Genomic DNA, 25013 nt, shown 5'->3' on the forward strand with positions numbered 1-25013 from the left:
ACCGGAGCAGCACACGTACACGTAACGGGAGAGGACGATGGGGATATTCGACGATCCCGGCTGGCCCGGTCTGAAATTCAATCCCGCCAAGGGCGATCTGCACACGATCGAGTCGCTGGCGTACGACGTCAAGACGGTCGGCGACGAGCTCGACGAGTTGCGCGAGATGCTTACGAGCATCGGGAAAACCGACGGTGTGTGGGACGGCGAGGCAGCCAAGAAGTTCCAGGGCAAAGTCGGCGAACTACCCAAGTACCTTCGGCAGGGCCACGAGTCGATGAACGCCTGCTCCAGGGCGCTGCACGGCTGGCACGACGAGCTGCAGACGCTGCAGCGGCAGGCCAAGAGCCTCGACGACCGCGCGGTCGACGCCCGCAGGCTGCTCGACCAGAAGAACGCCGACGTCGACCGGGTCAACAGCAAGATCGACAGCGTACGGTTCCAGCAGATCAGCGAGGAGCAGGCCAAGACGTTGTCGGAGGAGGCCGATTCCGCATCGAATGCGGCCCAGCACGCGGCGAACGAGCTCAAGATCCTGATCCAGGACGGCGAGGCGCTGCGTGATTACTGGGAGGAGCAGGCCGGCAAGGCGGAGCAGGCCATACGCGAAGCCTCGGAGAACCGGCCGCCGGACATCAGCATCTGGAACAAGATCTCGGACGGCCTGAAGGGCGCCTGGGACGGCTTCACGGACTTCCTCGCCGACCACGCGGACCTGTTCTCCAAGATCGGATCCGTGCTGTCCATCTTGTCCTTGGCGACCATGGCCATCCCGCCCGTGGGGGCGGTGTTCGGGGCACTGGCCATCGGCGCAAGCGCGGTCGCTCTGGCCGGCTACGCGGCCAAGACGGCACGCGGCGACAAGGTCGGAGTGATGGACTGGGTCGGTGCGGGCCTTGGTGTGCTGCCCGGTGTCGGAGCGGTCAAGGGACTGACGGCGGGAGCGAAGGCGGCCAAGGCGGCGGCGACGGGCGAGCGGCTCGCAGGTGTCTTCTCGCACGCCGACGAGGTGGCGACCTCGGTCAACGTGGCCAGGGGGATGGCCAGCGGCGTGATGTACAAGGGCCTGGCGCGGGCGGGCAAGGGGCTGGGGCTCGGCGAGGAGGCCTTGGACGTCGGCAGCGGGCTGATGCGCGGAACGATGGGCGGCATCAAGGGCGTCGGCCTGGTGCACGGCCTCGTGTCGGGCGGATCGAGTACCCAGTCGGCGAGCGCACCGTCCAGTAACGCGTTCATGTCGGCGGCGGGGGCGGCGTAACCCATGGACACGATGGATGAACCCGGCAGCGGTGTGACCGTCGCCTCGGAGGCTGCTCCTGAGCGTCTGAACTTCCGTGTGCCGCCCGCCTTCTTCGAGCTCCCTGTCCAGGAACCCCCGGAGCTGGTGGGTGAAGAGCTGATCGAGCTGGCCCAGGACATCTACCCGGAGGGGAACGCCCAACTCTGGTTCCAGTACGCGGCGGCTCAACTGCCGGTGGTCGCCGAGATGGTGGAGGCCGGGGTCGGCTACGCGGGCTTCTGCCTGCTCGACCTCGACGGGCGCCACAGCACGGCGACGGTGACCGCCACGCTGCTGGAGTCGGTGCCGAACGGCCGGAGGATGACGGCTTCGAGTGTCGCCGCGGAACTCTCCGGGACGTCCGGGGCGTCCGGTTCCTCTGGTTTGGGGGAGCAGGCTCGGGTCGAGACGGTGTGGCTCGAGGCGGGCGAGGCGGTCGCCAGGTTCACCTCGGAGATCATGACGCTTCCTGCGGAGATCACCGACTCCGGTCGGGCCGAAGAGGTGGAGATCGGAAAGATCGCCGTGTACCTCCCTCTTCGCCGGTACGCGGAGATGGCTCTCTTCGAACTCAGCACGCCGTGCATGCAGGACTGGGACCTGTACTCAGAGCTCTTCTTCACCATCGTGAACACCCTTGAAGTGGCGGAGGGGCCGGCGTCGGCCGATGCCGAGCCTCAGGCCGGTACCCCGCCCCAGGCCGGCAACCTGCCTCAGCAGCCGGATGATCCGGATCATGCGGATCAGCGGACGGACGTGGCTTCCGGCGGCCCTCTGACGCAGTCGACACCGGTGACAGAGCCGACCGGGCCCACGCAGGCGGCACAGGGCGCCGAGGAACCTCCGCCTCCGAAGCCCGTCCGGGACGTGTTCGGATGAGTGCACGGCGCCTGCCGGAAGTCGGCAGCGCTCTCCCGGCGGATGCCCTTGGGCTGTTGCAGGTGAGGGCTGTTCACCTGGCGGAGGTGCCGGGCCTGGCCGAGGCGGCGCGGGCCATTGGCGTCGACAGGGGCATCGACTATCTGGCCGACCGCGAGGTCGCCGCGATGCTCCATCGCCACCGGCGCCTGCTGGGCCGGATGAACTCACGCGGGGCATGGGGAGGCTTGCTGCTCGTCCCAGGAGCGGTCGGAGCGTGATTCCTGATCGACACCACCGATTGGGGAACCCTCGACCCAGTGGTCGGCCTGATCCTCTGCTCGCCCGTGGTGCTACTGCTCGCAGCCGGCGTGTACCTGCTGTCGCGAGCGTTCTGGTTCCGTCGTGCATGGGTACGCGGCGGGACCCGCGATCAGGTCAACGGTTATCTTCAGATCCTGTCGACATCAGGGCTCGCGCTCCGTCAACTGCCCGCGTGGCTCAAGCCGCCCACCGGAAATAGCTGGCGATGACCTGCGATCTCGACCCCATTCCCGCCGACCACTTGGGCCAGGAAACGTGAGTACCGAATTCAGCGTTCACTATCCGACTGCACAAGAAAGGGCAGCGGCCAACTTCCAACGCCTCATCAAGGTACGAGGTGGGAACGCGATCCATGTCCAAGGGGAGTTTCCGAACAAGGAAGCGGCAGACGGCCGGGGTCCGAGTTTCACCCTCTTCGCGGACCAGGTAGGGAATGGGCCCTTGTGTTCTGTGGCCCGGCGAACGGCCGACCCGAATGCGGGAGCCGACCTGGCTGTGACAGGGCCTGACGGGGCCGAGCTGGGCGTGCTGCGACTGTCGGCCCCGGGTAGTGGCGGGCGCCGCCGGTACGAGATGGAACTGCCGGACGGCACAAGCCTGGTCGGCCGTCGTGGAACCGTCAGTGCGTGGATTCTGTACGTGCTGCTCTCGCCGCTGATGCTGGTCTACAACGTGGCGGGCCTCGTCGGCGGGTACGGCCGCCCCGATTGGCATCTGCCGTCGCGGACGGCATGGCGCACCAAGGGTGGCCTCGGGCTGGGCCCCGCCCCCTTGAAGTTCTACGGGATGACCGACAAGTACAAGGTCCGGACGGCCCGTTTGGACATGCGGGTCGTCTACGCGCAGGCCGTACTGCATGAATGGGACGGCTGAGCCTGGCCGTTCGGTGTTCGGCATGCACCGGGCAAGACGTGCTCGAGCTTGCCGTCGAGATTGTGGAGGCAGTCCTTGCCGCCGCAGCCGGCGGGTCGCCTGTCGCCGCCGCCGGAATCGGCACCAGGGCGGCCAAAGCTGTCAAGATCACCGCCAAGCTGGCGGAGGCGCTGTCCGACATCGCAAAGCGCATGCAGTTGCCTCGCAAGATGGCAGAGCTTCGGAGCGCACTTCGAAAGGGCCGAAGCACCTCAAGGGCGGCCTCATGCCCTATGTTCGCTGCGATGGACACGGCCGCCGTCCCCCAGAGGATCTGGTCCTGTTCGCGGGATACGTGGCTACAAGAAGACCGTGAAGGGTGCCGTCAAGGATGTGATCGGTGCCGACCCGGCCGGCGCTGTCCAGGGCTCGGTCCTTGAGGGCGGACCTGGGGTGGCGGAGGGGCGTTACGAGTACGAAAGGCGCCTCGACCCGCGGAGCCTGGATGGGCGTACGGATACAACGCCTTCGCGCGCGTCCCGGACAGTGAGGGAAATTTTCGGGTGAGCGGATCGGACCGCAATCAGACGTCGGTCGTGCGAGCGCGGGCGGTCGCACCGGGTGGCGAGGCGCTGCGAGGAGAGCACCGGGTCGCTCTGGCTTCCCGGGCGCCCGAACCCGGCCATTTCCGCCGCACGCGCGGTCTGCGCTCGGAGCGCCGGACCCCCTTCAGCTGGTGCATGCTCCCAGTGCGTGGGACGGCGAGGTTGATCTCCATGACCTGGAACCCGTTCGAAGCGCTCTTCGAGGCGATCTTCTGGCGTGGGGGGAAGAAGCCCGGGAAACCGTTCTGCGGTGACTGGAACTCCATGGCGGGACACCTGGCGCGAGCCACGATGCCGCGGACCAGGAACGGCGCGGACGTGGTCATGCAGGTCACTGGGCATCACCTGCAACTCGTGTACGTGTCGCGCGCCGGCTCGCTCACGGGCAGGCACGGCCCGGTCGAGGTGGGCTGGTCGACGGTGCTCGGCAAGGTGAGCTGGATCCGAGACCGAAGCGATGTCGTGGGCGGCTGTCACGAAATCGGGTTCGTCGACGGTTCGTGGTGCTCGGTCCAGTTCATGGGGCAAGGCTGGCGACGCATGGGCGAGGCGTTCCCGGTGAGGCTGAGTCATCTCGACCGGGGGCCGGTTGGGCTGGGCTCGTCCTCGTCCTCGTGATGTTTTCGACGGTGCCGCCCAATACCGGCGCGGCGCATGTGGTTCGTCGAAACGTAGACGGGGCCGAGCACTCGAGTCCGTAGCGCTCAGAGAAGGTGATCCGCCTTCCCCGCTTTGATGTCCGAGATCAACGCACGGAGCGCCTCGCGGCTGTCGGTGCCGAGGCGGAAACAGTTGGCGCCTTCCCCGCAGAACGGGTCTTCCCAAGTGATCGCCGGCATGTGGACGTCTTCTTCTCCTAGAGGCCCGACACAAGGGCACGGATGAGATCGAGCGACGGGCGGTGGCCCTTGCCGATTCCGCGTCCGGCGTCATCGGCGCTCCGCTTCGCGCAGCCTGGAAGCCTTCGGGCGATCTCCTTGGCCGGTCAGTGTTGACCGAGTCCGCGTGCGGCCGATTCCGGTCCTGTGGTGGCTACTTCGACTACGGGTGGCGTACGCGCCCGCTGTGGCGAAGTGCTGGGAGCGTTGAACCATGCGCAGGTGTCGGAGGTGACGGGTCAGCCGTTCAACGCCGACACGGCAGCCCCCACGCGACCAACACCACAAGCCCGGCCGCACACAAAGGGATGGAACGCGTGATCCGTCCACGAATGGCGAGAAAGCCAGCAATAACAGCAGGGATGATCGAAAGCGCCATGGATGCGTCAAATTCACCCCGGAGTAGTGACACGCAGTTGACTGCCAGGTAACACACAGCGAAAACCAGTGTGATGCCGGGCAATACGCGCAGGGCCTGCCGTTTCGCTCTCGCGAGTTGCTTATCCCCGTCGGATCCGAGTGGATGGCCGTCCTGGTCCTGCCAGTTCCGGCTGAAGAGATTCCTGGGCATGGTTGCTACGGTGCCTTCCGGCCGCTACGGAAATTGTTGGAGGGGAGCGAGCGACAGTGAGCTTCGCAGCTGAATCGGCGGATCTTGAGGCCTACGGGAAACAGGTCGACCGCGCCGCGCAGTCTGTCGGTGAATACGTCAAGAGATACGGCACGGGGCTGGACAAGTCCACCACGGAACAAGGCCTGTTGCTGGCACCTCTGGAATTGCACGACCAGGCGATGGACGAAGCCAATAGGGCGTTGTCGCGCATCCACACGCTCCTGGATCGAAGCGCGGCGACGCGGCCGCCCCTTCCTCCCGGCTGAGTGCTCCGGGCAAGCCCGAGGAGTACTCGCACGGCCTGGTAAGCGACACCGTCGGGACGGTCAGCGATTGGCTCAGCCCCAGCTACTGGTCCCTTGAGGCCATCAAGTTCGTATTCCAGGCGGAGCAGGATCCGCTGGAACAGGCGCTCGGTTGGTTCGCGGGAGACTGGGAGGCGTACGTAAAGTGTGCCGAGATGTGGCAGAAGTCGGGGAGCTCACTCGGCGACTTGAGTGCCAATATCCAGTCCGGGAATCAGCGACTCGACCAGTCATGGGACGGAAATGAGGCAGATGCCGCATATAAATACTTCGATGAGCTGGCAAAAAGGATCACCGAAGTCGGCACATCGCTGAAGGATCTTCAGGGCTACTACTCGGAGATTTCCCTTGCGGTGTACGAGGCGTTGAACCTCGTCAAAGGTGTGCTGACGGCGATGGCGGACGCCCTGATCCTCATCGAGATCGAGGTGGCTGCTGGAACGCTCTTGGTGGAAACGGGCGTTGGGGCCGTCGTCGGATACGGCCTGGCCGCGCTCGAAGTCGTGAAGGTGATCCGGCTGTGGGGGCAGGCGACCGAGGCCTACTCGGCGGCAGAGCAGTCAGTGAAGATCGCCGTCGCCGCGGCGGCGGCACTGTCAGGAACCATCGGGGTGGCGGTCAACCAGCTGCCGGCGGTGGGGGAGGGCTACGACCATCCGGCTGTTTGACGGTCGTACGCACGTAGTCGTCGTGGGCCGCCTCGTAGGTCGCATCGTGGGTCATGACGCGTAATTGGGCACGCGCATCAGGTATTTGGGACAAGGGAGGCCCGCAGGTGGCCGAAGAGCAGGTCGGGGACGAGGAGTTCCTGGACATCGCCAGGGAGCCGGCACGCGCCAGGGCTCTGCGTAGTTCGCTCCAGCGCCTTGCGCAGGGTGGCGGCGGAGAGGTCGTCCAGGAGATGGCGAAGGAAGTACTCGCGGGCAGGGTGGGGTTGCGCGAGGCGATGCAGAACTCGGCCTACCGAGAGGCCCTGTCCGACCGGGTGCGCGACGGGTTCCGTGCGCTGGAGGAACTGCCGCCCGACGCGCGGCACGCCGCGGAGGACGAGGGGCGTCGCCGACTGACCACGTATCAGGACGAGATCGACGAGGAGCGGCGCCAGCGGGGCGGCGCGGCCCGGGAGGCTGGGCCGCGTCATGACGGGCGGGGCTGGAGGCTCTATTGAGCTGGTCCGTTGGGCTGGTCCGTTGAGCTCGTCCACAGGGTTCGTCCAGTGAGCTCGTCCACCGGGTTCGCCTACTGAGTTGGTTCTGCGCCGACGCGGTCAGGAGGACATGAGGACGGGGTGATTGTGTCGCTTATGCCCCATGGGGCAGCGTATCCGCCGCACCTGTCGCGGAGTTGTGACGGGCAGCACCGAGCGGGGTGTGGGTGCCGTTCGATAAGCTATAGGCAGGCTTGTGACAGGGGACCGGACTTATCGCCCCCAACGGGAAGAACGGGACTAGCAGGATGAACGGGGAGGGCCAAGCGCATGGCCGGTGACGGGTACAAGGTCGATCTGAGTGCGCTCGACCAGGTCATCAAGAAGCTGAACGGGATTATTGGCGACCTGGGCAAGGCGAACGCGGACACGAAGAGCAACACGTACCTGCCGCCGGGCGCATTGGGTACGAGCGTGGGTGGGCAGTGCACGACGAGCGGGAGCACGTCGGGCGGCCGGTTCGAAGAGGCGGAAGCGTTGACTTCCGCCCACGCCGAGATGAAGGACTACCTTGAGGCCGTCGTCGCCCACCTGGAGTCGGTGATGGACGACTTCGGCACGAAGACGAAGAAGGCGCACGGGGCATATCAGGACGCTGAAGCGGACACCTCGAACTCGATGCACGGGGCGAACCAGGCGTCGACTTCGTCCCCGGGGTCGGGGGTCGATGCGGGGTCGATGTCGGGTGTGTAGTGACATCGAGGTCAGCAGTGGACGGGTAGGACACGAAGCGAGTGACGAAGGGGGCCTGGGGCGCAATGAGTGACCAGGGCGCGGACTACACGTACCAGGCGCCGACGCAGTGCTACGTCGGCGACAACACGACCGACTTCAAGAACCTGGACATGGACACCATGAAGGGCATGGTCCAGAACGCCAACCCTGAGAACGTACATCGTGCTGCCAGGGGCTGGACCGGTGTCCACGATCAGCTTGTCGCGGCCAAGGAGGCCTACGAACACGCTGTCTCCGAGGTGATGGAGCACTGGGAGGGCCCGTCGGCCGACCAGTTCCAGGCTCGGTCGAAGGTGATCTCGAAGAAGATCCATGACACGTCCACGTATGCGACGCAGGTCTCCACCGCGATGACGAGTGCGGCGAACGTGCTCGGGGACATCCAGAAGCAAGTCGTGGCTATGCAGAAGCCGTCCGCGGGCGAGAGCAGGTCCGACCGTCTCACGGACATCAACCGCGACGAGGACGGCCTCAACCGGGACCTCGCCGACAAGAATGTGACTGCGCAGCAGATTGCTGATGGCCGCGAAGGCGACATGTCGGCGGGGCGCGAGGCGCAGATGGCCATGGCTGTGAAGATGGAGGCGCTGGGGGCGGCTTACAACTCGCAGACCAAGTCGATGGGGTCGTGGTCGAAGAGGGACCATGGTGACAGTGAGGAATACCCGGGCGAGCCTGGTGGCGTTGCTCCTGTGCCGATCGTCGCTGGTTCCGTAACCAGTCCTTCGGGCAGTGCCGGTTCTGGCAATCTCAGCCGTTCCGGCGCCTCGGGGTCGGCGGTCAAGGGTATGAAGTCGCCGACTGCCGGCGGCATCAGCGGGGGTATCGGCTCGCAGAAGCCGACGGCCGGTTCGCAGATCGGTGCCGGCAACCTCAGCTTCAACGGCGGCTCGGGAGCCGGAACTGGTGGTGTCGGCACGGGAACTGGTGCCGGTGGTATCGGTGGCGGCATGGCTGGTTCCGGAGCCGGTGGCGTCGGCTCCGGTGGACCTGGCGGCACGGGGATCGCCGGCGGGATCGGTGCTGGTGCAGGTCTTGGCGCGGGTGCTGCCGGTCGTGGTGGTGCGGGCGCTATGGGGCGCGGCGGACTTGGCGGAGGCGCGGGGTCCGGCGCAGCCGGTAAGGAAGCGGCGAAGGGCCTGAAGGGCAACTCGCTCGCTCGCACGAAGGGCGGCGAGATCGGCAAGTCCGTCGTCAAGCCGGGTTCCGGGCAGCAGGGCGGTTCCGCCCTGCGCCAGAAGCCGAAGACAGCGACCGGCGGTGCAGGACAGAATGCCGGACGCAATGGTCTTGCTGGGCACGGTGCACAGACAGGCAAGGGTAAGGACAAGAAGGGTCGCGACAACTCTCGTCCGGACTATCTGGTCGAGGATGAGGAGACCTGGGCAAACAGTCGCACTGTTAACCCCAGGGTCGTGGAATAGTCGGGCCTACTGGTTAAGTATGCGGTGAAGACAAGACGGGGTCCGCAGCCTTCGGGCTGTGGGCCCCGCCCTGCGAGGGAAGGTGTTACGGCATGAGCTTCACGCGAGCGCTGCGCGCGGTCGGCGCTGCGGCAGCGGCGGGAGCGCTGCTTTTCGCGGCCGCGCCGACGGCGTCGGCAGATCAGGTGCGAGATGACCAGTGGGTCTTGTCGGCGTTCTCGGCTGACAAGATCTGGGACGTGGCGACCGGAAAGGGAGTCACGGTCGCCGTGATTGACGAGGGCGTGGACGCGAACCATCCTGACCTCAAGGGCAACGTCCTGGCGGGCAAAGATTTCAAGTCTGGGGATGACGACGCTTCGCCCGAGGACGGCGACAGCCATGGCACAGGCATGGCGGGCGATATCGCGGCGCACGGTCATGGGGCGAACGGGGAGAACGGCGTCAAGGGTTTGGCTCCAGAGGCCAAGATCCTCCCAATCCGCGACTTCGGTGGGGACTGTTTCGTACGGTCCATCCGCTACGCAGTCGATCACGGGGCTCAGGTCATCAACATCTCGCAAACGGCTAGCAGCTGCGCAGACAAGAGTTCGGTACTCAAGGCGATTGCCTACGCTGATGGCAAGGGCGTACCGGTTGTTGTTTCCTCCGGAAATGAAGGAAAGAACGCGGACGACGTGTTGCCCGTCAGCTATCCAGGCATCGTCGGGGTGGGCGCCGTGTCGAGGAGCGGTGAGATTTGGAGCAAGTCGAACCACGGCGATTCTGTACTCCTCACCGCTCCTGGAGACGGGATTGTCAGCACTGGCTCTGGACCTAGCGGTTATGCCAAATCAGATGGCACGTCAGACGCCACCGCCTACGTCTCCTCAGCCCTAGCCCTCCTCAAGCAGAAGTTCCCCGAACTCTCCGCAGGCCAGCTCGTCAATCGCCTGGCTAAGACCGCTGGCCTCCCCGCCTCTGCGAAGGGCACGTCGCTCCCCGACGAGCACTACGGCTACGGCTTCATTCAGCCGCTGGCCGCGCTCACGAAGGACGTCCCGGCCGGTTCCAAGAACGGCCCGCTCAAGATCGACCAGTTGAATGCCGCCGTCGGCAAGACCAGCAGTGACGGCGCCTCAGCCCCGTCCTCTTCCTCGCCCGACGCCGCCTCCGACTCCGGCGGTATCAGTACCGGCCTAATCATCGGCATCGCCGCAGGCGTCCTCGTCGTTCTGGCGATCGTCGTGATCGTGATCATGCGCAGTCGCAAGAACAATGGCGGCGGCCCGCCCCCGCCCCCCGGTGGTGGCTGGGGTGGCGGAGGCAATCAGCCGTATGCGGCGCAGCAGCCGTACCCCGGCTCGTACCCGCAACAGGCACCTCCCGCCCCGGGCTCGTACCCGCAGGCCCCCTCGCAACCGCCGTACGGTCAGCAGTAGTTACCGCTCAGCGGGAGTCATCCGCGCCCCCCGTCCGTCCCTGACGACGTGGGGCGCGTTGCGTTAACAGGGCGCCTGATGCGGGCTTGGCCACGCCTGGCCCCTGGTGTGCGTGGCCGTCGTAGCTCGCGGTCTTGGGCGAGCGGTACGAGAAAGGCATGGGACCCGCAGCCACGAAGACTGCGGGCCCCAGCTCTGTGCGGCGTCATGCTCAGTAGGCGGCCTCAGTAAGCCGCCATGGAGGGCGGCTGCGGAGCGCCCACCCGCTGTTGCTGCTCCCAGTCGCGGCGCCTGCGACGGCCGCGGCGGAACAGGAGGAATCCGCCTGCGCAGATGAGCAGGCCGACGACGGCGAAGGCGATGGACACGATGGTGGTTTCGGAGTCCATTCCGTAGCCGACACGTGAGGGTGTTCCGTCATCGCCGGGGCCGAAGTGCTTGCCGGCGCCGGCGGTGCCCACTGCCATCTTCTGGGCGGGGCTCAGCTTGGCTGCCGCGGCGAGTGCGGCCTGGGCGTTGACCATTCCGTAGCCCGTCTGCGGGTTGTGGCCCCGCTGGTGGGTGGAAGCGGTGCGTTCCAGCGCCTGCGTGATCTGGTACGGGGCGAGTTTCGGGTGCTGCTCGCGCATCAGGGCGACCACGCCCGAGACCAGAGCGGTGGCGGGAGACGTGCCGTCGATCCGCTCCGTTGTCCGCGTACCGGCCTTCGCCGCGGTGACGCTGACTCCGGGGGCCGCGATGTCGACGTAGTTGTGAACGGTCGAGAACGAAGCCCGCTGCCCGCGGCGATCGGCCGCGGCGACGGTCACGACACCGGGGTCCCCGGAGGGGAAGGCGAAATCGTTCTCGTCCATGGTCTCTTCGCTGACGTCGCCGGCGTTGCCCGCACCGTTGACGATGGAGATGCCCTTGGACAGTGCGTATTGGACGGCGGCGTCCAACTGGGCGTCGAAGGACGTCCCGATGCCTTCCATGCCCAGGGAGATGGAGATGACGTCGGCGCCGTGGTCCGCGGCGTAGCGGATGCCTTCGGTCAGGACTTTCTCGTTCCCGGTGTTGTCGTCGCCCAGCACCCTGATACCCAACACCTTTGCCTGAGGCGCCACTTCCAGGACGTTGGATGCCATCGCGGTGCCGTGCCCGCCGTAGGAACTCGACGACTTGTCCGCGCCGCCGAGAATGTCCGGGCCTTCGGTCACGCGGCCATGCAGGGCCGGGTGGTCGGTCTGGATCCCGGTGTCCAGCACCGCCACGGTGATGCCGGACCCCTTGCCGGCCTTCTGCGCCTGCGGTACCGACATGGCGGGCAACTCCCAGCGGGCCGGTGCCGCCTGGGCGGGTTGCTGGAGCGCCCCGAATGCGATCACGGCACTCAGCGGCACCGTGATGGTCCGCAGGAACGTATTCAGTCGGGTCCTGCTGGATCGGCTAGGCATCGTCGTCGGCCTTCCCGTCGATCACCTGGTTGACGTGGTAGCCGGAGATGCTGGCGAAGTTGGTCGCCATTCTCTTGTACGCCTCCGTCTCGTCGCCCTGCGTGCGAGTCCAGGGCTGGGGGAGACGTCCCCAACTGCGCTGTGCGTCGACTGATCCCACCGAAAACGCCATGACGTACGGAGTCTGTGAGGTTCCCGCGCTCAAGGGGGCGAAGGAATTGGCCACGACGTTGCGCTTCGACCAGCCCGAGGCCAACGTCTTGGGGACCGGGTAGGGGGTGACGCCGGGCGGATTCAGCTCGGTTTCGGTGTCGGTCTCGGAGTACTGGTCGGCCAGTTCCGTCGCGGCGGCGCTGTTGCCGAGCACGATGAGGGAGACAGTGGCCGCCGCCTCGCCGCCCTGGTCGACATAGGTCGCACGGAGCACCGTCTTGCAGCCGCCGGCGGTGGCCTGTTGGAGCAGCTTGCCGCTCAGCACCTCGTCGCACTTCGCGGCCTGCGCGATGCCCTGACGCACCCAACCCGGGTTGTCGTAGACGGTACCCAGTTCCGACATCGTGTCGGGGAAGAGCTTGTCGCTCTCCAGATTGTGCCAGGCCTTCGGAGCGAAGGCATCGTTGAACTTCGTGATCCGGGCGTCCTTGATGTTGGCCGCGAGGAGCCCGGCTCCAATGAGGAGAGGAAGAACGCCGACGACGAGGACGATGATTCCCCAGACACGCTGTGCCTTGCCGGGAGGCTTGGCGGCAGGGCCGGGCGCATACGCGTACGGAGACGGAGCCTGGTGCGGCATGAACGGGCCGGGAGGGCCGGGTGGCGGGGGGCTGGTGGGAGGTGCGCCGACGGGAGGAGCGCCCCAGGCGGGTGGCTGCTGAGGAGGTGGCACAGGCGGGGGAGAAGTGGGGTACGTGCTGGAGTATCTAGGGTCCTCTGGCGGGTGACTCATCGGCCTCTCTGATCCGTTCGCATTTCTGGTGATTTCTTGTTCGTTCGGTGTCTGGGCTCAGTCGGACGCCAAGCCCAAGGAGCACTACGCTCTTGCCTGATCGCACGAACATACTCACCTACTTGGTGGTCGCTACAGTCACCTTCGGTATTGCGTTGGCCACTCCTGTGGTTCTGGAAGTGCACCAGGAAAGCGCATCAGCAGGAGAAGACGTCTCCCGCCAGGTAGTCGGCAGCCTTCGTGGCCGCGGTGGCGAACTGGCGGCGCTTCGTCGCGTCGAGGCCCTGGGCGGGCGGCATGTCCTTGACCTCAATCTCCAGCACAGCCTTGCCTTTATCGAACACGCCTGGCGCGATGCAGGGGACGTCGACCATCGCCCGGTTGTTGGTGACCGCGCCCGTCACCGAATCCACGCTAAAGGTGTCGACCGTCCCTGCGAAAGTGGAGGACGGTGTCGGGTTCGTGCCATTCCGGGGTGTCGATGTACCGGCGCCGTTGTTCACGGTCTTTGTCCACAGGTAGGAGATGCGGACGGAGTGTTCCGCGCCGTACTGCCAGCAGTCGCCGTATGCCTTCCACGTGGTCGGGTGGAAGCGGGTGGTGTCCTCGGAGGCGATACCGCCGTCCCCGACCAGGGGGCCGAACACCGAGCCGGCGAGCTTGCCGTCGCAGACCCTGGATGCGGTACTCGGCATGACGGGAGTCTTGTCGCTGCAGCTGGTCAGGGCGAGCAGGAGCAGGGCGATGACGGCGCTCGGCCCACACTGAGGGCGCCTGTCGGCCTTGGCGCTCACTTGTCGTTCACCGAGGCGTTCCACGTCGCACCCGCGATGTATTCGTCTCTGGCCGCTCGCTCAATGGCCCCGCTGTCCACGTTGACGTCCCCTTGTGACATGTCGATTCCGCGGCCTGATATGCCAGTCGAAGCGAGGCGGCGCTGGAGGAGCCGGCCGCCTTCATACCGTCCGCGTAGTCCTTGGCCGATGCGGAGTTGGCTTCGTCTCCGGTGTCGCGCTGAGCTCGCTTGACGACGAGTTCCTGGATGTCCTCGACGGCGAACCCGGCGACGTCTCCGGCCACGGGTGAGGCCGCCGCGGTGGCGCCGCCGACGGCCATCGACAATCCGCGTCCCACCATTTATCGGTGGTGGCGACGGCGTCGTTGTAGTCGGCGTCGGAGGCGGAGTGCGCATCGTGTATCGGCCAACGGCTGCCCGGCGCCCGCTGGGCCGGTTTCAAGCGCAGCGTCTGGGGCGTCTTCCGCCTTTATGGCATCATCGCCCCGGACCTCGACCTGTTCTGGTGGCTGCACCGCAACCGCACCCGCCGCGCCGGAAAACCCCTCAGGGGTGGGCGCGGCAGCCTTGCCGGCCGCTTCGCCTCGGCGCTGTACCCGCGGATCCCGACCACTGACGCGGCGACGGTCCTGCTGCTGACGGATCGGGACGCGATCCTGGTCTACGTACAGCGTTCACGACGCGGCGACTAACTGGGCATGACGGAACCTGGCTTGACCGTTCCGGCGCATGACCTTCTCTCGGTTACCCATCAACCCCAGGCCGGCCCCGACGCCTGCGACCTGACATTCACCGATCAGTCGGTCGTACGGGTCAACTGTCCTTGGCGGTCGGGGCCCCGGCTGTGGGAGTCGAGCCGCTGAACTCGCGAGCGCACGCGGTGGCAGCGGCCTCGACGACCGTGCGGGCGGTGGCGGTCAGAACAACCCGTGCCACATCTGCTCGATGACCAGTGACCACCAGTTGTCCGGCTGCGACAGGGCGTTCGGGTCGATGGTCAGGAGGCGGGTCTGGAGGTCGGCGACGATGTTGCCTGCCGTGTGCGGGCTCGCGTCGATCATGTGGCCGCGCGTCGCGTACAGCGTGGCGAGGGAGTATGCGAAGGCGGCGACCGAGGAGTTCACGTACTGGAGGCTGCCGTCCAGGGGCATGGCCGCCCAGACCTGGCCGCTGTCGCGCTGCACCGTGATCACGAACATGCCGTCCGTGCCGATGCGGGTGTGCGTGGCGAGGGTGTTGGCCGCGTCGGGGGACAACTGGACGCCCGTGCCGATGAGGTGGGTGCACACGTCCGCGAACATGCCGCCCATGACGGGCGGAACGCCGGGTGCGTCGGTGTCCGCCAGGAAGAAGAGCGGGACGTCGGCGGGGAGGCCGGCGGTGGCGAGCGTTGCGCGCGCCGCGTCGGGGAGTGCCGCGGTGGCCAGGAGTTGGGGAGCGTAGCGGCGGACCTTCTGCTCGCCGAAGACCTGTGTGAGCAGCGGGCCGAGCTCCGCGTCAGGAAGCACGTGCGTGGGCGGTACGGGGTGGGGGAGTGGGGCGCGCGAGGGCTGTGGTGGCGCCTGCTGCCCGGCGAGTTGGGACATCAACTGCGCGTGCGAGGCGAGCGCGGTGATGCCCTCGGTGCGGGAGGCCTGGTCCCGGCCGTAGGGGTGGGCGTGCGAATGGGAGGCCTTCGGGAACGTGGACAACAGGACGTTCGCCGTGTAGCCGCCGGGGAAGTAGCCGGGGCACAGGTCCGTGTGGATCGCGACGACGTTGTCCACCGGCACCCTCAACTCGCCCAGCTGCGCCATGCCCTGATACTCGGCCGGCGGCTTGCCGGGCGCCGAGGTGGCGGTGACGTAGGCCTCCTGGCCGGTGCGCGGGTCGACGTAGGTGAAGACTGCGGTGTTGCCGGGGCCGGTGGCCGGGCGGCCGGGTGGTGGGCCCGTGGGGGTGGGAGCGGGTGCCGACTGGTGCGGCTGAGGGGGTGTCGCGGGCGACGCCATCGGCTCGGGCGGCGCCAACGGGTAGTCCACCACGGTGGGCGTGCGTTGCGGGGATGTGGCGGACGGTGCCGGTGTCGTGGGCGGTGCCGATGTCGTGGACGGTGGAGCCGTGCGCTGTGGGATCACCGGAGCCGTGGGCCCGGAGGTGGCAGGGCTGCCGCCCTCGCCCCTGCCGGCGGAGCCCAACGCGGCCGCGTACTGCGTGAGTCCGTCCTCCTCGAACGCCGCCGCCAGCATCCGCGCGCGCTGCTCCGGCCCCGCCTGCGTACGCGTCAGCAGCGCGGCGATCCGTACGTACGTACGTCCTGGAGCGGGGAGCGATTCGCGCGCCCGGGCATCCGTCGTGATCTCGTCCAGCGCGGCCCGCAGCACCACCGGGTCCGTGTGCACAAGCAGCCACGGGTCCTTGAGCAGGCGGGGCAGTTGGCCCGCACCCAGGAGGTGGCCGACGATGCCGTCCCGTACGTAGGCGTCGGCCTGCTCCCAGCCCTCGGTGGGGACCCGCTCAAGCAGCTCCATCGCGAGGCAGAGGTGTGCGGCGCGTACGTCGGGCAGCGTGGCGCGGATCGCCTCGCCGAGGGCCGGGTGGGCGAGGGCGATGAGGGTGGGCTCGGCTGCGTCCTCGTCGTTCACCGTGGTGACGAACGGGCCGGCGAGCGGCATTCCGTTGGCGATGTCCGGCGCCAGGTCGCGGGCCGCCAGCGCCGATGCCAACGGTGCCCACAGCGGCAGCGGCAGGCCCTCGCCCTCTGCGAGGGCCAGTGGAGCGAGCATCGCGGGCAGGAGGGTCGGGTCGGCGCCGAGGCGTTGGGCGTGCATGGCGACGGTGTCGGCGGGGCCGGCGGGGAAGAGGGCGGCGTTGGGTGGCGGTTCTGGTGCCAACAGGTGGGCGTTGACCGTTAGTTGGGCGGTCAGGCGGCTGCCGCCGGGGCCCGTGGCCGTGCGCGACGCGATGCCCTGCGCGAGCCAGAGCCGCATCTGCGGATCCTCGGTGAACGGCAGCCGGGGCGCCCCGAAGGCCGGATCGAGCGCGAGCTGGGTCTGCAGGGTGAGGCCGTGGAGGTCGGCGTGCTCCGGCGCGTCGAGATCGATGACCTGTACCGTCCCGGCAGGGAGCGCGGCGGCGATCTCGGCGGCCACCGCGCGCGGGACCTCGGCGAGGAGTCGTACGGAGGGGAGCCCCGCGAGCGGCAGCAGCAGCTCGCGCGCCATCCGCTCGGGCCCGCGCCCGGCCCGTACGGGACCGGCCTCGTCCACATCGGGCACCACGATCACGCGCTCGCCCGCGCCCAAGGCCTCGTACACCTCCGCATCGCGCGCGACGTCGATCCCGTAGTGGTCGGCGAGCACCCACAGCAGCTGTGCCGGTGTGAGCCCGGCGGCGCTCGGCACGGCGGGCGCGGGCAGCGGCGGCGGGACCGTCCACGGATCGAGGCGCGAGAGGTCGATGCGCTCGCGGTGCCCGGGGTCGCACAGCATCAGGAAGCCGGTCAGCAGGCGCGAACTGCCGCACCCCGGCGAGCCGGTGAGGAGCGCGACGCGCGGCGCGTCCGGCACGGCGGCCCGCCAGGCGGCGAGCGCGCGCAGGGCGGAGGCGCGGCCGCCGATGAACGGATGCGGCTCGTAGGCGACCTGCTGCGCCGCTGCCATGGGTTGCTGCGGCGCAGTCATGGGCTGCTGGGGCGCTCCCATGGGGCTGTTCTGCCAGCTCACGACTCTCCCTGGTTCCCCGTAAACACGTGCATGCCCACTTTAAGGGCGACCTCTGACAACGGGACACGTGTGGCCGGTGGGGGTGCCCAGGCGCCCGAGTGGCTTGGTAAACTCCGCGCAAAATTACGTCTGTTGAGGCACACGGGGTCCGGCGGATGTACGGCGACACGGGGGAGATGCCGCCATGGCGATGATGCTGCCGGACGAGTTGGCCTGGCTGTTGGAGATGTTGGGCTTCGACTGGCCCACCGCCAACGAGGACCACATGATGCAGTGCGCCCAGACGTGGCGCGATTTCGGGGCGCAGGTCGGGGACATCCAGTCGGATGCGATGCGGTCGGCCGGGAATGTCACGTCGGACAACTACGGCGAGTCGATCGACGCGTTCGTCGAGAAGTGGGACAACTTCGCGGGCGGGTCGGGGTATCTGGACGATGCCCGGCAGGCGGCCGAGGTGATCGCGTCGGTCTTCGATGTCGCGGCGATGCTGATCATCGGGATGAAGATCGCGGTGATCATCCAGCTGATCGTGCTGGCGGTCCAGATCGCGGTGGCGGCGGCGACGGCGGTGGTCACGTTCGGGATATCGGCGGCGGCGTCGGCGGCGATGACGCAGGTGACCCGGATCGCGGTGCGCAAGATTTTGAAGGAGGCCGCGCAGGCGCTGCTGGAGGCGGCACTGGAGGCGGTGAAGGAGCCGTTCGTCTCCGCGCTGGAGGAGATGAGCAAGGACCTCGTCGCGCAGACGGTGAACCAGAACTTCGGTGCGCAGGACGGTTACAACCTGGGGCGCACGGCCGAGGCGGGCAAGACGGCCGTCAAGGACGGGTTCGACAACTTCGGCTCCACGTTGGGTGAGTCGCTGCGGGACGGGGCCGGGGGCCGGGCGGGGTCGCATGCGCGGGGCGGGCTGGACGGTGCGGCGGGGAACTCGTCGTCGTCGGGCGGGGCGGATGGGGATGCGGGGGCCGGGGCGGGTTCTTCGGGTGGCGGGGCCGGTTCAGGGGCCGGGGGCGGTGCGGATGGTGGCGGCGGCGCAGGCGCAGGCGCGGGTTCGGGTGCCGGGTCCGGATCTGGGGCTGGGGCCGGCTCCGGTGGTGGTTCCGGTGGGGACGGTTCTGGAGGTGCGTCGGGGGGTGCCGGGGCGGGAGCTGGTTCCGGTGGAGCGGCGTCCGGTGGGTCCGGGGGCGGCTCGGGCGGTTCCGGTTCCGGTGGTTCAGGGGCTGGTTCCGGGGTGTCCGGATCCGGGTCCGGGTCCGGTGGCGACGGAGGCGGTACGGCTGGTGCTTCGGCTTCCGGCGACACCGGTGGCGCGGGTTCAACAGGCAGTGGCAGTACGGGAGTTGGGTCGCAGGCCGGCTCGAACGGTAACGCCGGATCGACGCCGACACCGACGTCGACCCCTTCCCCGGCGCCGTCCTCCGATCGGCCGTTGACCCCGTTCGACGCGGGCTACCACGAGCAGCAGCCGGCGTCCGGATCCTCCACGTCGTCCGATGCCGGCGGCTCCACGGGCCCGTCGAGCACACCGGATTCCTCGCCCGGTTCAGCTGGTTCACCCGGTTCGACCGGATCGTCGAGCACGCCGGACGCCGCATCGTCGTCCGGAACGCCGGACGTGTCGACGGGTACGGACGCGCAGCGCAACGGCAGCGAGACGGCCACGCCCTCTCCCGCCGCACAGTCGGACCCGTCCTCCTCGGTGCCGCACGCGCGCGTGGACGCGGACACGCCGTCGCCCGCACCGACCCCCATACCGGATGCGGCGCCGTCGCCCGGCCAGCCCGACCCGTCCCACAGCATCAACACGGCATCGGAGAGCGCCACCCCGACGCAGGAGTCCAACGGCCCCGCCGCGCACACCCCTTCGCCCGACCGCGGTAACGATCCGTCGACCGCGACCGACCCACGTACGCAGGTCCAACAACCCACGACGACGGCGATGCCGACGGGCACTCCCACGTCCACCGACACCTCGTCCCCCGCGTCCACTTCTACGACGCCGGGCTCCATACCCAGCGCGGGTACGGGCGCCCACACGGGCTCCGACTCGCACTCACGTACGTCGTCCAGCCCCACGTTCCACTCCCAAAGCGTCACGGCCACGGAGGCCCACGCCCCGACCCGCCCCGCACCCACGGCGAACCCGGCACCCACCGGCGACCCCAACGCCACAACACCGACCCCGAACCAGACGCCGAACGCCGCACCGACCGCGACCCCGGGCCCGGTCACGAACACCCCCACCACCCCGACCCAGGGCCCGCCGCGCCAGCCCACCCCCTCGACGAACCCCCGTACGGACACACCCCGTACCGAGACCCCTCAACGCACGACACCCACACCGACCCGCCGCGAGCCGACAACCCCCTCGACGCCCCGCCCCAACACCCCCACCAACAACAGGCCCGGCACGACCAACCCCAACCCCAACACCCCGAACCAGCCGGGCTTGTCGGCCACACCCACCCCGAATCAGACGCCGAACCAGAACCAGCCTGCGAACCAGGGACCAAGCCAGACGCCGAACCAGGGCCCGAGTCAGACTCCGAATCAGCCTGCGAACCAGGTTCCGAGTCAGAACCAGCCTACGAACCAGGCTCCGGGGCAGACGCCGAATCAAGCTCCGAGCCAGACGCCGAACCAGGCCCCGAATCAGCCTGCGAACCAGGGCCCGAATCAGACCCCCAATCCGCCTACGAACCAGGGCCCAAGCCAGACGCCGAACCAGCCTGCCAACCCGGCTCCGAGCCACACGCCGAACCAGCCTGCCAACCAGACCCCGAATCAGGCGCCGACCCAGGTCCCGGTCCAGATCCAGGTCCCGATTCAGACCCCGAACAACAATCCCGGCGCTCAGCAACCCAGTTCGAACGGCCACCCCGCGCAGGAGTCCTCCGACACCACGCCCCCCAAGCAGGACCCGCCGGCCCCCCTCTCCCAGGGCCAGAGCCTCCAGCAGATCCGCGACAGCCTCAACCACGCCCCCTACGGCCTGCTGACGCCGGACCCCGCCCACCAGCAGGCCCTCCAGGACGCCGTCCCCCGCAATGAGGACGGCACGCCCCAACGCCACCCCGACCCCAACGGCGAATGGGCCCAACTCCAGAACGACGGCGGCCTCCAGCAGCCCGGACGTTCCAACAACTGCCTCGACAACGCCCGTGCAGGCCTGTCCACCTGGTTCGGCAACCCCCAGGTGTCGGCGCCGCGCACCCCGGACAAAAACCAGGACGGCTCGCTGGACACGATGTCGCCCGAACGCGACTCGTACAACAACCTCGACGCCTGGGCGGGCCGCCCCCAGATCTGGGCCGGCGCCGACCACCCCGGCCCCTACGCACGAATAGCCCACCACCTCCAGGAAGCCGGCCCCGGCTCCGCCGCTGTCGTCGGCGTCCAGTGGCCCGGAGGCGGCGGACACGCCTTCAACGTCTACAACCACAACGGCCAGATCATCTGGGTCGACCACCAGACCGGCGAAGTCAGCCCCAACCCCATCCACACCGGCGCCGCCGGCGTCCGCTACGTCCCCTTCGACTCCAACGGCCAGACAATGGACGCCCCTTGGGAGAAGAAGGACGAGACGGCGGAGGAAGAGGACCAGGAGCAAGAAGACTCGCAGTCGCAGGGAGACCAGAAGCAGAACGAGAGCCAGGCACAGTCGCAGCAGAGCCCGACAGCGAACCAGGCCGACGATTCCCAGCAGAGCGATACGACTCCCGCCACTCCCACGACGCCGGGCCCCGGCGGCGACACCCCGGCCCATGGCCCGAGCCCAGATTCCATGGCTGCGGCCACGCCCCCGGCCGGCTACGGAGCGGCGCCCTCCGAAGCCGACGGCGATGCTTCCCCGCCGAAAGGCCCCGCGCTCACACCCCATCCAGACGACTCGGATCCCTACCTGGAGCGAGAGGGCCCCGCAACTCTCCGGCCCACGACTTCGGACGACCCCAACTCTCCAGGGCTTCCCCCGGACCCGGCGCAGCAGGCTCTTCGGGCCCGCAATCCCGTGTTCCAGGTGCAACACGAACGAGTTGACGCGCAGATCGACAAGTGGGCCGATCCGAACCACTCTGCTGCCCACGACGGTGTCAGCCCTCTCGCGAATGTCCTCAGGCAGACGGCGGGTCAGACGCCGGACGGCACTCCCATGACATTCGACCGCGAGAGGCTCAGGCTGGCTCTCCCGGGCTTTGACGGCCTGAACCGCGGCGAGCAGATGCATGTCGTGAGCACTCTGGCGCGCCTTAGTCACACCTTCCACGAGCGGCACGGTGTGAGCGGTTACGAGGAGTCCCCGGACCGCACGGTCTCGGCAGCAGCCGAGAATCGTAGGGAGGCCAAGAAGACGGACGGCAACGACCTGGCCAACAAGTACGGCCTGGGTGATTCTCCCCATGTCCCGGACCTCAGTGAGAAGAACTATGCTGTCATTGAAGTCGACAACGGGAACGGGGAAATAGAGTACGTAGTCGACTCCTCCATACCGACGGGCTCTCCGGGGGAAATATCGGCGCGTCATTCGGAAGACCATCTCATGCAGTGGGTCGAGGAAAGAAATCGCCGGGACGGAAACAGTGAGAGAAAGATCGTCGGCCTTTACACCGAGCGTGAACCTTGCGGAAGCAAGAAGGGTGGCCGAGGGTCCTCGAACTGCTCGTCTTTGCTGAAGAAGAACCTCGCAGCTGACGTGCCCATCTACTACAGCTCCACGTATCGCGTGGACGGTGAGGCCGTGGTCGAAAGGCGAGAGATCCGCGCCGACGTTCAAAGGGCCGCCCGTGAGATGATTGCACAGGAGCATGGGGTGAAGGGCGGAAAAATGGACAGGGCGGATCTCAACGCTCTTGCGTCCGGGGTGGATGAGCTGAGTCCGAAGACTCCCGCAGAAGAGCGAATGAATGAGGAGTTCAGGGAGCGCGTTCTGTCCAAGGTTGAGAATTTGTACGACGTCCTGGCCCAGGAACTCGGTACGCAGAAAAAGAAATGATGCAACGTCGGGGAGTTTCAGTTGCCTGAAGGTGTATTTCCTGAAAATGTCCATGAGTTCTTGAGTTCGGACGTCAGCGCTCTGCTCGCGTCTGCCGAGCGCAGTTACGCCCCCCGGGTGGAACTCCCGCTCCCCGTCCACTACGCCTTGCAGCTGTGGCTGGCCGGCGTGCGTCCTGCGGGCCTGGAGGAGTGGGCTGCATGGTTGCATCTGGCCGCTACGGCCCACGCCGATGCCGAAGTGGCCGCCGAGATCGACGACTTGCCGACAACGCTCCCCTGGCGCGTGCGCTGGCACCACTGGCGGCCGCCGGGGGCCGTATCGTTCGACGGCTGGCTCCCCGGCCCGATCGAGCAGATCGAACCAGCTCCCGCGGACTGGTCCCGGGATGGGCGCCCCGCCGTGATCGGACGCGAGTACGTTTCCGATGAGTCGCCCCACTGGGCCTGGGACGCGGCGAGCGGTCGACCGCTCGCGGGGCCCAGTACCGGTCCTCTGCCGACCCCTGGGCAGTCGCGTCCCATCGGCACCTTCAACGCGTTCACGCTGCCGCTCTGGACGGATCTTGGTGGGCTGTCGCGGTGTCTACCGCTCGTTACGGGGCATCTGCGCATGGACGGCCTCACCGGTCTCACGATCTACTGCTCGCCTGGCGGCGTGTTCGCCATCGACTCCGCTACGGCCGACCCGCTCACCGCAGCGTGCACAAATCCTCCGGAGAGGCCGGAGACGCGTACCTTCCCCTTCGACGTGGTGCCAGGTTTCGCCGCCGGGACGTACGGCAGGCACCCGGACTTCCCCGCCTTCGAGGCCGCGGACTTTTACCGCGTGCCCCCGGCGGACCTCCCTCCGGGCGTGGGCGACCACGCGAGCCGGGAGACCCTCGTCGAGGTCGGTGTCCCGGTCTTCCGGCGCCACCCGCTGGAGCTGACACCGCCGCGCCGGCGGCCGCACGCTTCCACCGACGAGAACGACGGCACCAACGACACCAACGACCTTCTTCCCATCGGTTCACTGGAAGGCGGAACGCTGGTCGTCGAGGGCTCCACTGGGGTCGTCTACCGTCTGCCACCTGGTTCCGACGGCACCCGGCTCGGCCCCTGGCATCCGGACGAGGACATCGACGCCCCGGAACGAACCACCCCGTGGTTCGAGGCAGTCAACACCCTTGAGGACGTTGAGGGCCCCGAGGACGACAAGTACGTCACGTGGATCGCCCCCGACCTCGCCACGTTCCTCACCTTGGCGTCCAGGTACATCGGTATCCGCTCCCAACTCCGCATGACCACAAGCCGTTTGGAGCTAGACACGCTGTCCACGCGGATCGAGGTCGGCCTCGGCAGCGCTGTCCCCATGGCGATGTTCAGCTGGTGGACGGCGACGCTCAAGAGCGTCATGTGAGCAGTGGGGGGCCGGCCCGCCCCGGACGTTGGCGCTCTCACAGGCGTACGAGGTGACGGCATCTGGCAGGAGTTGGCGACCGGGGCGGCCGGTCGCCGTCCGGCGCGGGAGCAGTTGTTGGACGTGGCCGACCCTAAGGACATGCTGTGATCACTACAGCCCCGATTGGTGACTGGACCTGGGAAGTCGCCCCTGTCGATGGTCGTATCCACTCCTCACGCGCCATCGAACTGGCTGTGGAGGTGTGGAGCGTCCTGGCGGGTGCGGGCGTGGCGGTTCCGGTCGCCGAGGTCGGTCGGCGTCACGGTCAGATCGTCGGTCGCCGCGCGGGACATTCGACTTTTGGAGACCAGTGCCCCAGTGGGCGAGGCCACGCCAGCAGCCGGGAGCGCGCTCACTCGTGTCGCCGAACAAGTCGGAGAATTTCAGGGCGACTTCATCGTCGATGCGCGTGTGTGCTGCCCTGGAGTGTGGACGACTGGTGGGGTGGAGCGCCATGCTGAACAACTCTTCACCATCCAGGCGGACGTCTGGAAAAACAGCCTGGCGACGGTGACGCTGGAGACGTACCGCGATGCGTGGCTCACGATGGATACCCGAGGCCGAGAGCAATTGGCAATTCATGCCGAGAACTCTCCTCGACTCACACTCGTCCTGAAGCAGATCTCCGCGTTGCTGGTAGTCCAGCCGACGCCGGGCGACGAAAACCGGTACGCCACGCCTACGGATTCCGGATTCGAGGACGTCAGGGTCGAGGGGCCTGCGTACATCGACGCTTGGGGGACCTTCGAAGTGCCCGCACGAGCTCGGCGGCTTCGGTTCGGACTGCCTCCGTCGGAGGGTGAATACCCGGATGTCACCGATGGCGCCGTTGCCCATCTCGCCGTACAGGACGACGGTGGGAGAGTCCTGGGCTATGTATGGGCGGCGCAAACGGGCAACGCGGCTGGATTCGAACCTCGAACCGCAGCCGGCGAGGTCGCACTCGAAGCGGGACGCCTCTGGATTCAACGGCTGCGTGACGCATATGCTCTCGGCCTCCCCGCATCGGCGGTTCTCAACTGGCTCGTCGGCCGGCCGCCTTTGACGGGAATGGGGCGCATCGCCGATAAGGAACCTCAAGAGTGCTCCTCGCTGGACATTTTGGAAGAGAAGTCCGGCCGTTGGTGACTACTCATTGACGGAGTCCGGATGGGTGAGAAATATGGCAACTTTCCGCTGGGAAGTGAGTCTGAC

The 25013-nt window shown here is 67.6% G+C and carries 21 protein-coding genes and 1 pseudogene; 16 read left to right on the top strand and 6 right to left on the bottom strand.

Features of this window, described 5'->3' with window-relative positions; translation table 11 throughout:
• Positions 1 to 37 precede the first annotated feature (37 nt).
• The 6 genes from OHA73_RS30930 (at position 38) to OHA73_RS30955 (ending at position 4536) form a co-directional block, all read left to right on the top strand.
• On the top strand, positions 38 to 1258 hold the full coding sequence (locus OHA73_RS30930) for a putative T7SS-secreted protein (protein ID WP_267068985.1): 1221 nt from the start codon (positions 38 to 40) through the stop codon (positions 1256 to 1258).
• A 3-nt stretch (positions 1259 to 1261) separates the two neighbouring features.
• Positions 1262 to 2158, top strand: a complete 897-nt coding sequence (locus OHA73_RS30935) for a hypothetical protein (protein ID WP_327656657.1) — start codon at positions 1262 to 1264, stop codon at positions 2156 to 2158.
• Positions 2159 to 2220: 62 nt separating this feature from the next.
• Entirely contained in the window at positions 2221 to 2418 is a 198-nt protein-coding gene (locus tag OHA73_RS30940; RefSeq protein ID WP_327656658.1) for a hypothetical protein, read from the top strand.
• A 39-nt stretch (positions 2419 to 2457) separates the two neighbouring features.
• Positions 2458 to 2670 carry a hypothetical protein gene (locus OHA73_RS30945; RefSeq protein ID WP_327656659.1) on the top strand — a complete coding sequence of 71 codons (213 nt, stop codon included), beginning with the start codon at positions 2458 to 2460 and terminating at the stop codon, positions 2668 to 2670.
• A gap of 286 nt (positions 2671 to 2956) precedes the next feature.
• The gene (locus OHA73_RS30950; protein WP_267068982.1) at positions 2957 to 3334 is read left to right on the top strand and encodes a hypothetical protein; all 378 of its coding nucleotides are present in this window, start codon (positions 2957 to 2959) and stop codon (positions 3332 to 3334) included.
• A 755-nt stretch (positions 3335 to 4089) separates the two neighbouring features.
• Positions 4090 to 4536, top strand: coding sequence for a hypothetical protein (locus OHA73_RS30955; protein ID WP_267068981.1), 447 nt, complete (start codon positions 4090 to 4092; stop codon positions 4534 to 4536).
• Positions 4537 to 4622: 86 nt separating this feature from the next.
• Here the strand turns inward: OHA73_RS30955 and OHA73_RS30960 are convergent, their stop codons facing one another.
• Positions 4623 to 4757, bottom strand: a complete 135-nt coding sequence (locus tag OHA73_RS30960) for a hypothetical protein (protein ID WP_266714867.1) — start codon at positions 4755 to 4757, stop codon at positions 4623 to 4625.
• Between the two features lie 666 nt (positions 4758 to 5423).
• Here OHA73_RS30960 and OHA73_RS30965 point away from each other — a divergent pair.
• The 6 genes from OHA73_RS30965 to OHA73_RS30990 all read left to right on the top strand — a co-directional run bounded on the left by OHA73_RS30965 (position 5424) and on the right by OHA73_RS30990 (position 10501).
• Complete coding sequence (locus OHA73_RS30965; RefSeq protein WP_267068980.1) at positions 5424 to 5675, top strand: hypothetical protein; 252 nt, start codon at positions 5424 to 5426, stop codon at positions 5673 to 5675.
• Positions 5676 to 5869: 194 nt separating this feature from the next.
• Positions 5870 to 6382, top strand: coding sequence for a hypothetical protein (locus OHA73_RS30970; protein ID WP_327656660.1), 513 nt, complete (start codon positions 5870 to 5872; stop codon positions 6380 to 6382).
• Between the two features lie 107 nt (positions 6383 to 6489).
• Positions 6490 to 6882, top strand: coding sequence for a hypothetical protein (locus tag OHA73_RS30975; RefSeq protein WP_267068979.1), 393 nt, complete (start codon positions 6490 to 6492; stop codon positions 6880 to 6882).
• Positions 6883 to 7191: 309 nt separating this feature from the next.
• The gene (locus OHA73_RS30980) at positions 7192 to 7614 is read left to right on the top strand and encodes a hypothetical protein (RefSeq protein WP_266714871.1); all 423 of its coding nucleotides are present in this window, start codon (positions 7192 to 7194) and stop codon (positions 7612 to 7614) included.
• A gap of 65 nt (positions 7615 to 7679) precedes the next feature.
• Positions 7680 to 9080 (top strand): WXG100 family type VII secretion target, encoded by a 1401-nt coding sequence (locus OHA73_RS30985; RefSeq protein ID WP_267068978.1) that lies wholly within the window; start codon positions 7680 to 7682, stop codon positions 9078 to 9080.
• Positions 9081 to 9172: 92 nt separating this feature from the next.
• Positions 9173 to 10501 carry a S8 family serine peptidase gene (locus OHA73_RS30990; RefSeq protein WP_267068977.1) on the top strand — a complete coding sequence of 443 codons (1329 nt, stop codon included), beginning with the start codon at positions 9173 to 9175 and terminating at the stop codon, positions 10499 to 10501.
• Positions 10502 to 10725: 224 nt separating this feature from the next.
• Here OHA73_RS30990 and OHA73_RS30995 read toward each other — a convergent pair whose 3' ends face one another.
• The 4 genes from OHA73_RS30995 to OHA73_RS31010 form a co-directional block, all read right to left on the bottom strand.
• Positions 10726 to 11937: a S8 family peptidase gene (locus tag OHA73_RS30995; RefSeq protein ID WP_266714874.1), complete on the bottom strand. Its 1212-nt coding sequence runs from the start codon at positions 11935 to 11937 to the stop codon at positions 10726 to 10728.
• Entirely contained in the window at positions 11930 to 12730 is an 801-nt protein-coding gene (locus OHA73_RS31000; RefSeq protein WP_267068976.1) for a hypothetical protein, read from the bottom strand. Before OHA73_RS31000 ends, OHA73_RS30995 begins: the two co-directional genes overlap by 8 nt.
• A gap of 350 nt (positions 12731 to 13080) precedes the next feature.
• Positions 13081 to 13578 (bottom strand): hypothetical protein, encoded by a 498-nt coding sequence (locus tag OHA73_RS31005; RefSeq protein ID WP_327656661.1) that lies wholly within the window; start codon positions 13576 to 13578, stop codon positions 13081 to 13083.
• A 1018-nt stretch (positions 13579 to 14596) separates the two neighbouring features.
• Positions 14597 to 17383 carry an SUKH-4 family immunity protein gene (locus tag OHA73_RS31010; RefSeq protein ID WP_327656662.1) on the bottom strand — a complete coding sequence of 929 codons (2787 nt, stop codon included), beginning with the start codon at positions 17381 to 17383 and terminating at the stop codon, positions 14597 to 14599.
• Between the two features lie 268 nt (positions 17384 to 17651).
• On the opposite strand from OHA73_RS31010, the pseudogene OHA73_RS45805 reads away from it, so the two are divergent.
• Positions 17652 to 17948, top strand: a pseudogene (locus OHA73_RS45805) (WXG100-like domain-containing protein); the annotation flags it as partial.
• 887 nt (positions 17949 to 18835) lie between these two features.
• Here the strand turns inward: OHA73_RS45805 and OHA73_RS31020 are convergent.
• Positions 18836 to 19690: a hypothetical protein gene (locus tag OHA73_RS31020; protein ID WP_327656664.1), complete on the bottom strand. Its 855-nt coding sequence runs from the start codon at positions 19688 to 19690 to the stop codon at positions 18836 to 18838.
• Between the two features lie 145 nt (positions 19691 to 19835).
• On the opposite strand from OHA73_RS31020, the gene OHA73_RS31025 reads away from it, so the two are divergent.
• The 3 genes from OHA73_RS31025 (at position 19836) to OHA73_RS31035 (ending at position 24947) form a co-directional block, all read left to right on the top strand.
• Positions 19836 to 22376, top strand: coding sequence for a toxin glutamine deamidase domain-containing protein (locus tag OHA73_RS31025; protein ID WP_327656665.1), 2541 nt, complete (start codon positions 19836 to 19838; stop codon positions 22374 to 22376).
• Positions 22377 to 22436: 60 nt separating this feature from the next.
• Positions 22437 to 23777, top strand: coding sequence for an SUKH-4 family immunity protein (locus OHA73_RS31030; RefSeq protein ID WP_327656666.1), 1341 nt, complete (start codon positions 22437 to 22439; stop codon positions 23775 to 23777).
• A gap of 360 nt (positions 23778 to 24137) precedes the next feature.
• Positions 24138 to 24947, top strand: a complete 810-nt coding sequence (locus OHA73_RS31035; protein WP_327656667.1) for a hypothetical protein — start codon at positions 24138 to 24140, stop codon at positions 24945 to 24947.
• Positions 24948 to 25013: the final 66 nt, after the last annotated feature.

It is taken from the genome of Streptomyces sp. NBC_00483 (genome assembly GCF_036013745.1).
Classification (GTDB): domain Bacteria; phylum Actinomycetota; class Actinomycetes; order Streptomycetales; family Streptomycetaceae; genus Streptomyces.

What these genes read in the sequence shown, in the direction of transcription:
- OHA73_RS30930 (WP_267068985.1), top strand. Translation starts at nt 38, where the DNA reads ATGGGGATATTCGACGATCCCGGCTGGCCCGGTCTGAAATTCAATCCC.
- OHA73_RS30935 (WP_327656657.1), top strand. Translation starts at nt 1,262, where the DNA reads ATGGACACGATGGATGAACCCGGCAGCGGTGTGACCGTCGCCTCGGAG.
- OHA73_RS30955 (WP_267068981.1), top strand. Translation starts at nt 4,090, where the DNA reads ATGACCTGGAACCCGTTCGAAGCGCTCTTCGAGGCGATCTTCTGGCGT.
- OHA73_RS30960 (WP_266714867.1), bottom strand. Translation starts at nt 4,757, where the DNA reads ATGCCGGCGATCACTTGGGAAGACCCGTTCTGCGGGGAAGGCGCCAAC.
- OHA73_RS30970 (WP_327656660.1), top strand. Translation starts at nt 5,870, where the DNA reads ATGTGGCAGAAGTCGGGGAGCTCACTCGGCGACTTGAGTGCCAATATC.
- OHA73_RS30980 (WP_266714871.1), top strand. Translation starts at nt 7,192, where the DNA reads ATGGCCGGTGACGGGTACAAGGTCGATCTGAGTGCGCTCGACCAGGTC.
- OHA73_RS30985 (WP_267068978.1), top strand. Translation starts at nt 7,680, where the DNA reads ATGAGTGACCAGGGCGCGGACTACACGTACCAGGCGCCGACGCAGTGC.
- OHA73_RS30990 (WP_267068977.1), top strand. Translation starts at nt 9,173, where the DNA reads ATGAGCTTCACGCGAGCGCTGCGCGCGGTCGGCGCTGCGGCAGCGGCG.
- OHA73_RS30995 (WP_266714874.1), bottom strand. Translation starts at nt 11,937, where the DNA reads ATGCCTAGCCGATCCAGCAGGACCCGACTGAATACGTTCCTGCGGACC.
- OHA73_RS31000 (WP_267068976.1), bottom strand. Translation starts at nt 12,730, where the DNA reads ATGCCGCACCAGGCTCCGTCTCCGTACGCGTATGCGCCCGGCCCTGCC.
- OHA73_RS31005 (WP_327656661.1), bottom strand. Translation starts at nt 13,578, where the DNA reads ATGCCGAGTACCGCATCCAGGGTCTGCGACGGCAAGCTCGCCGGCTCG.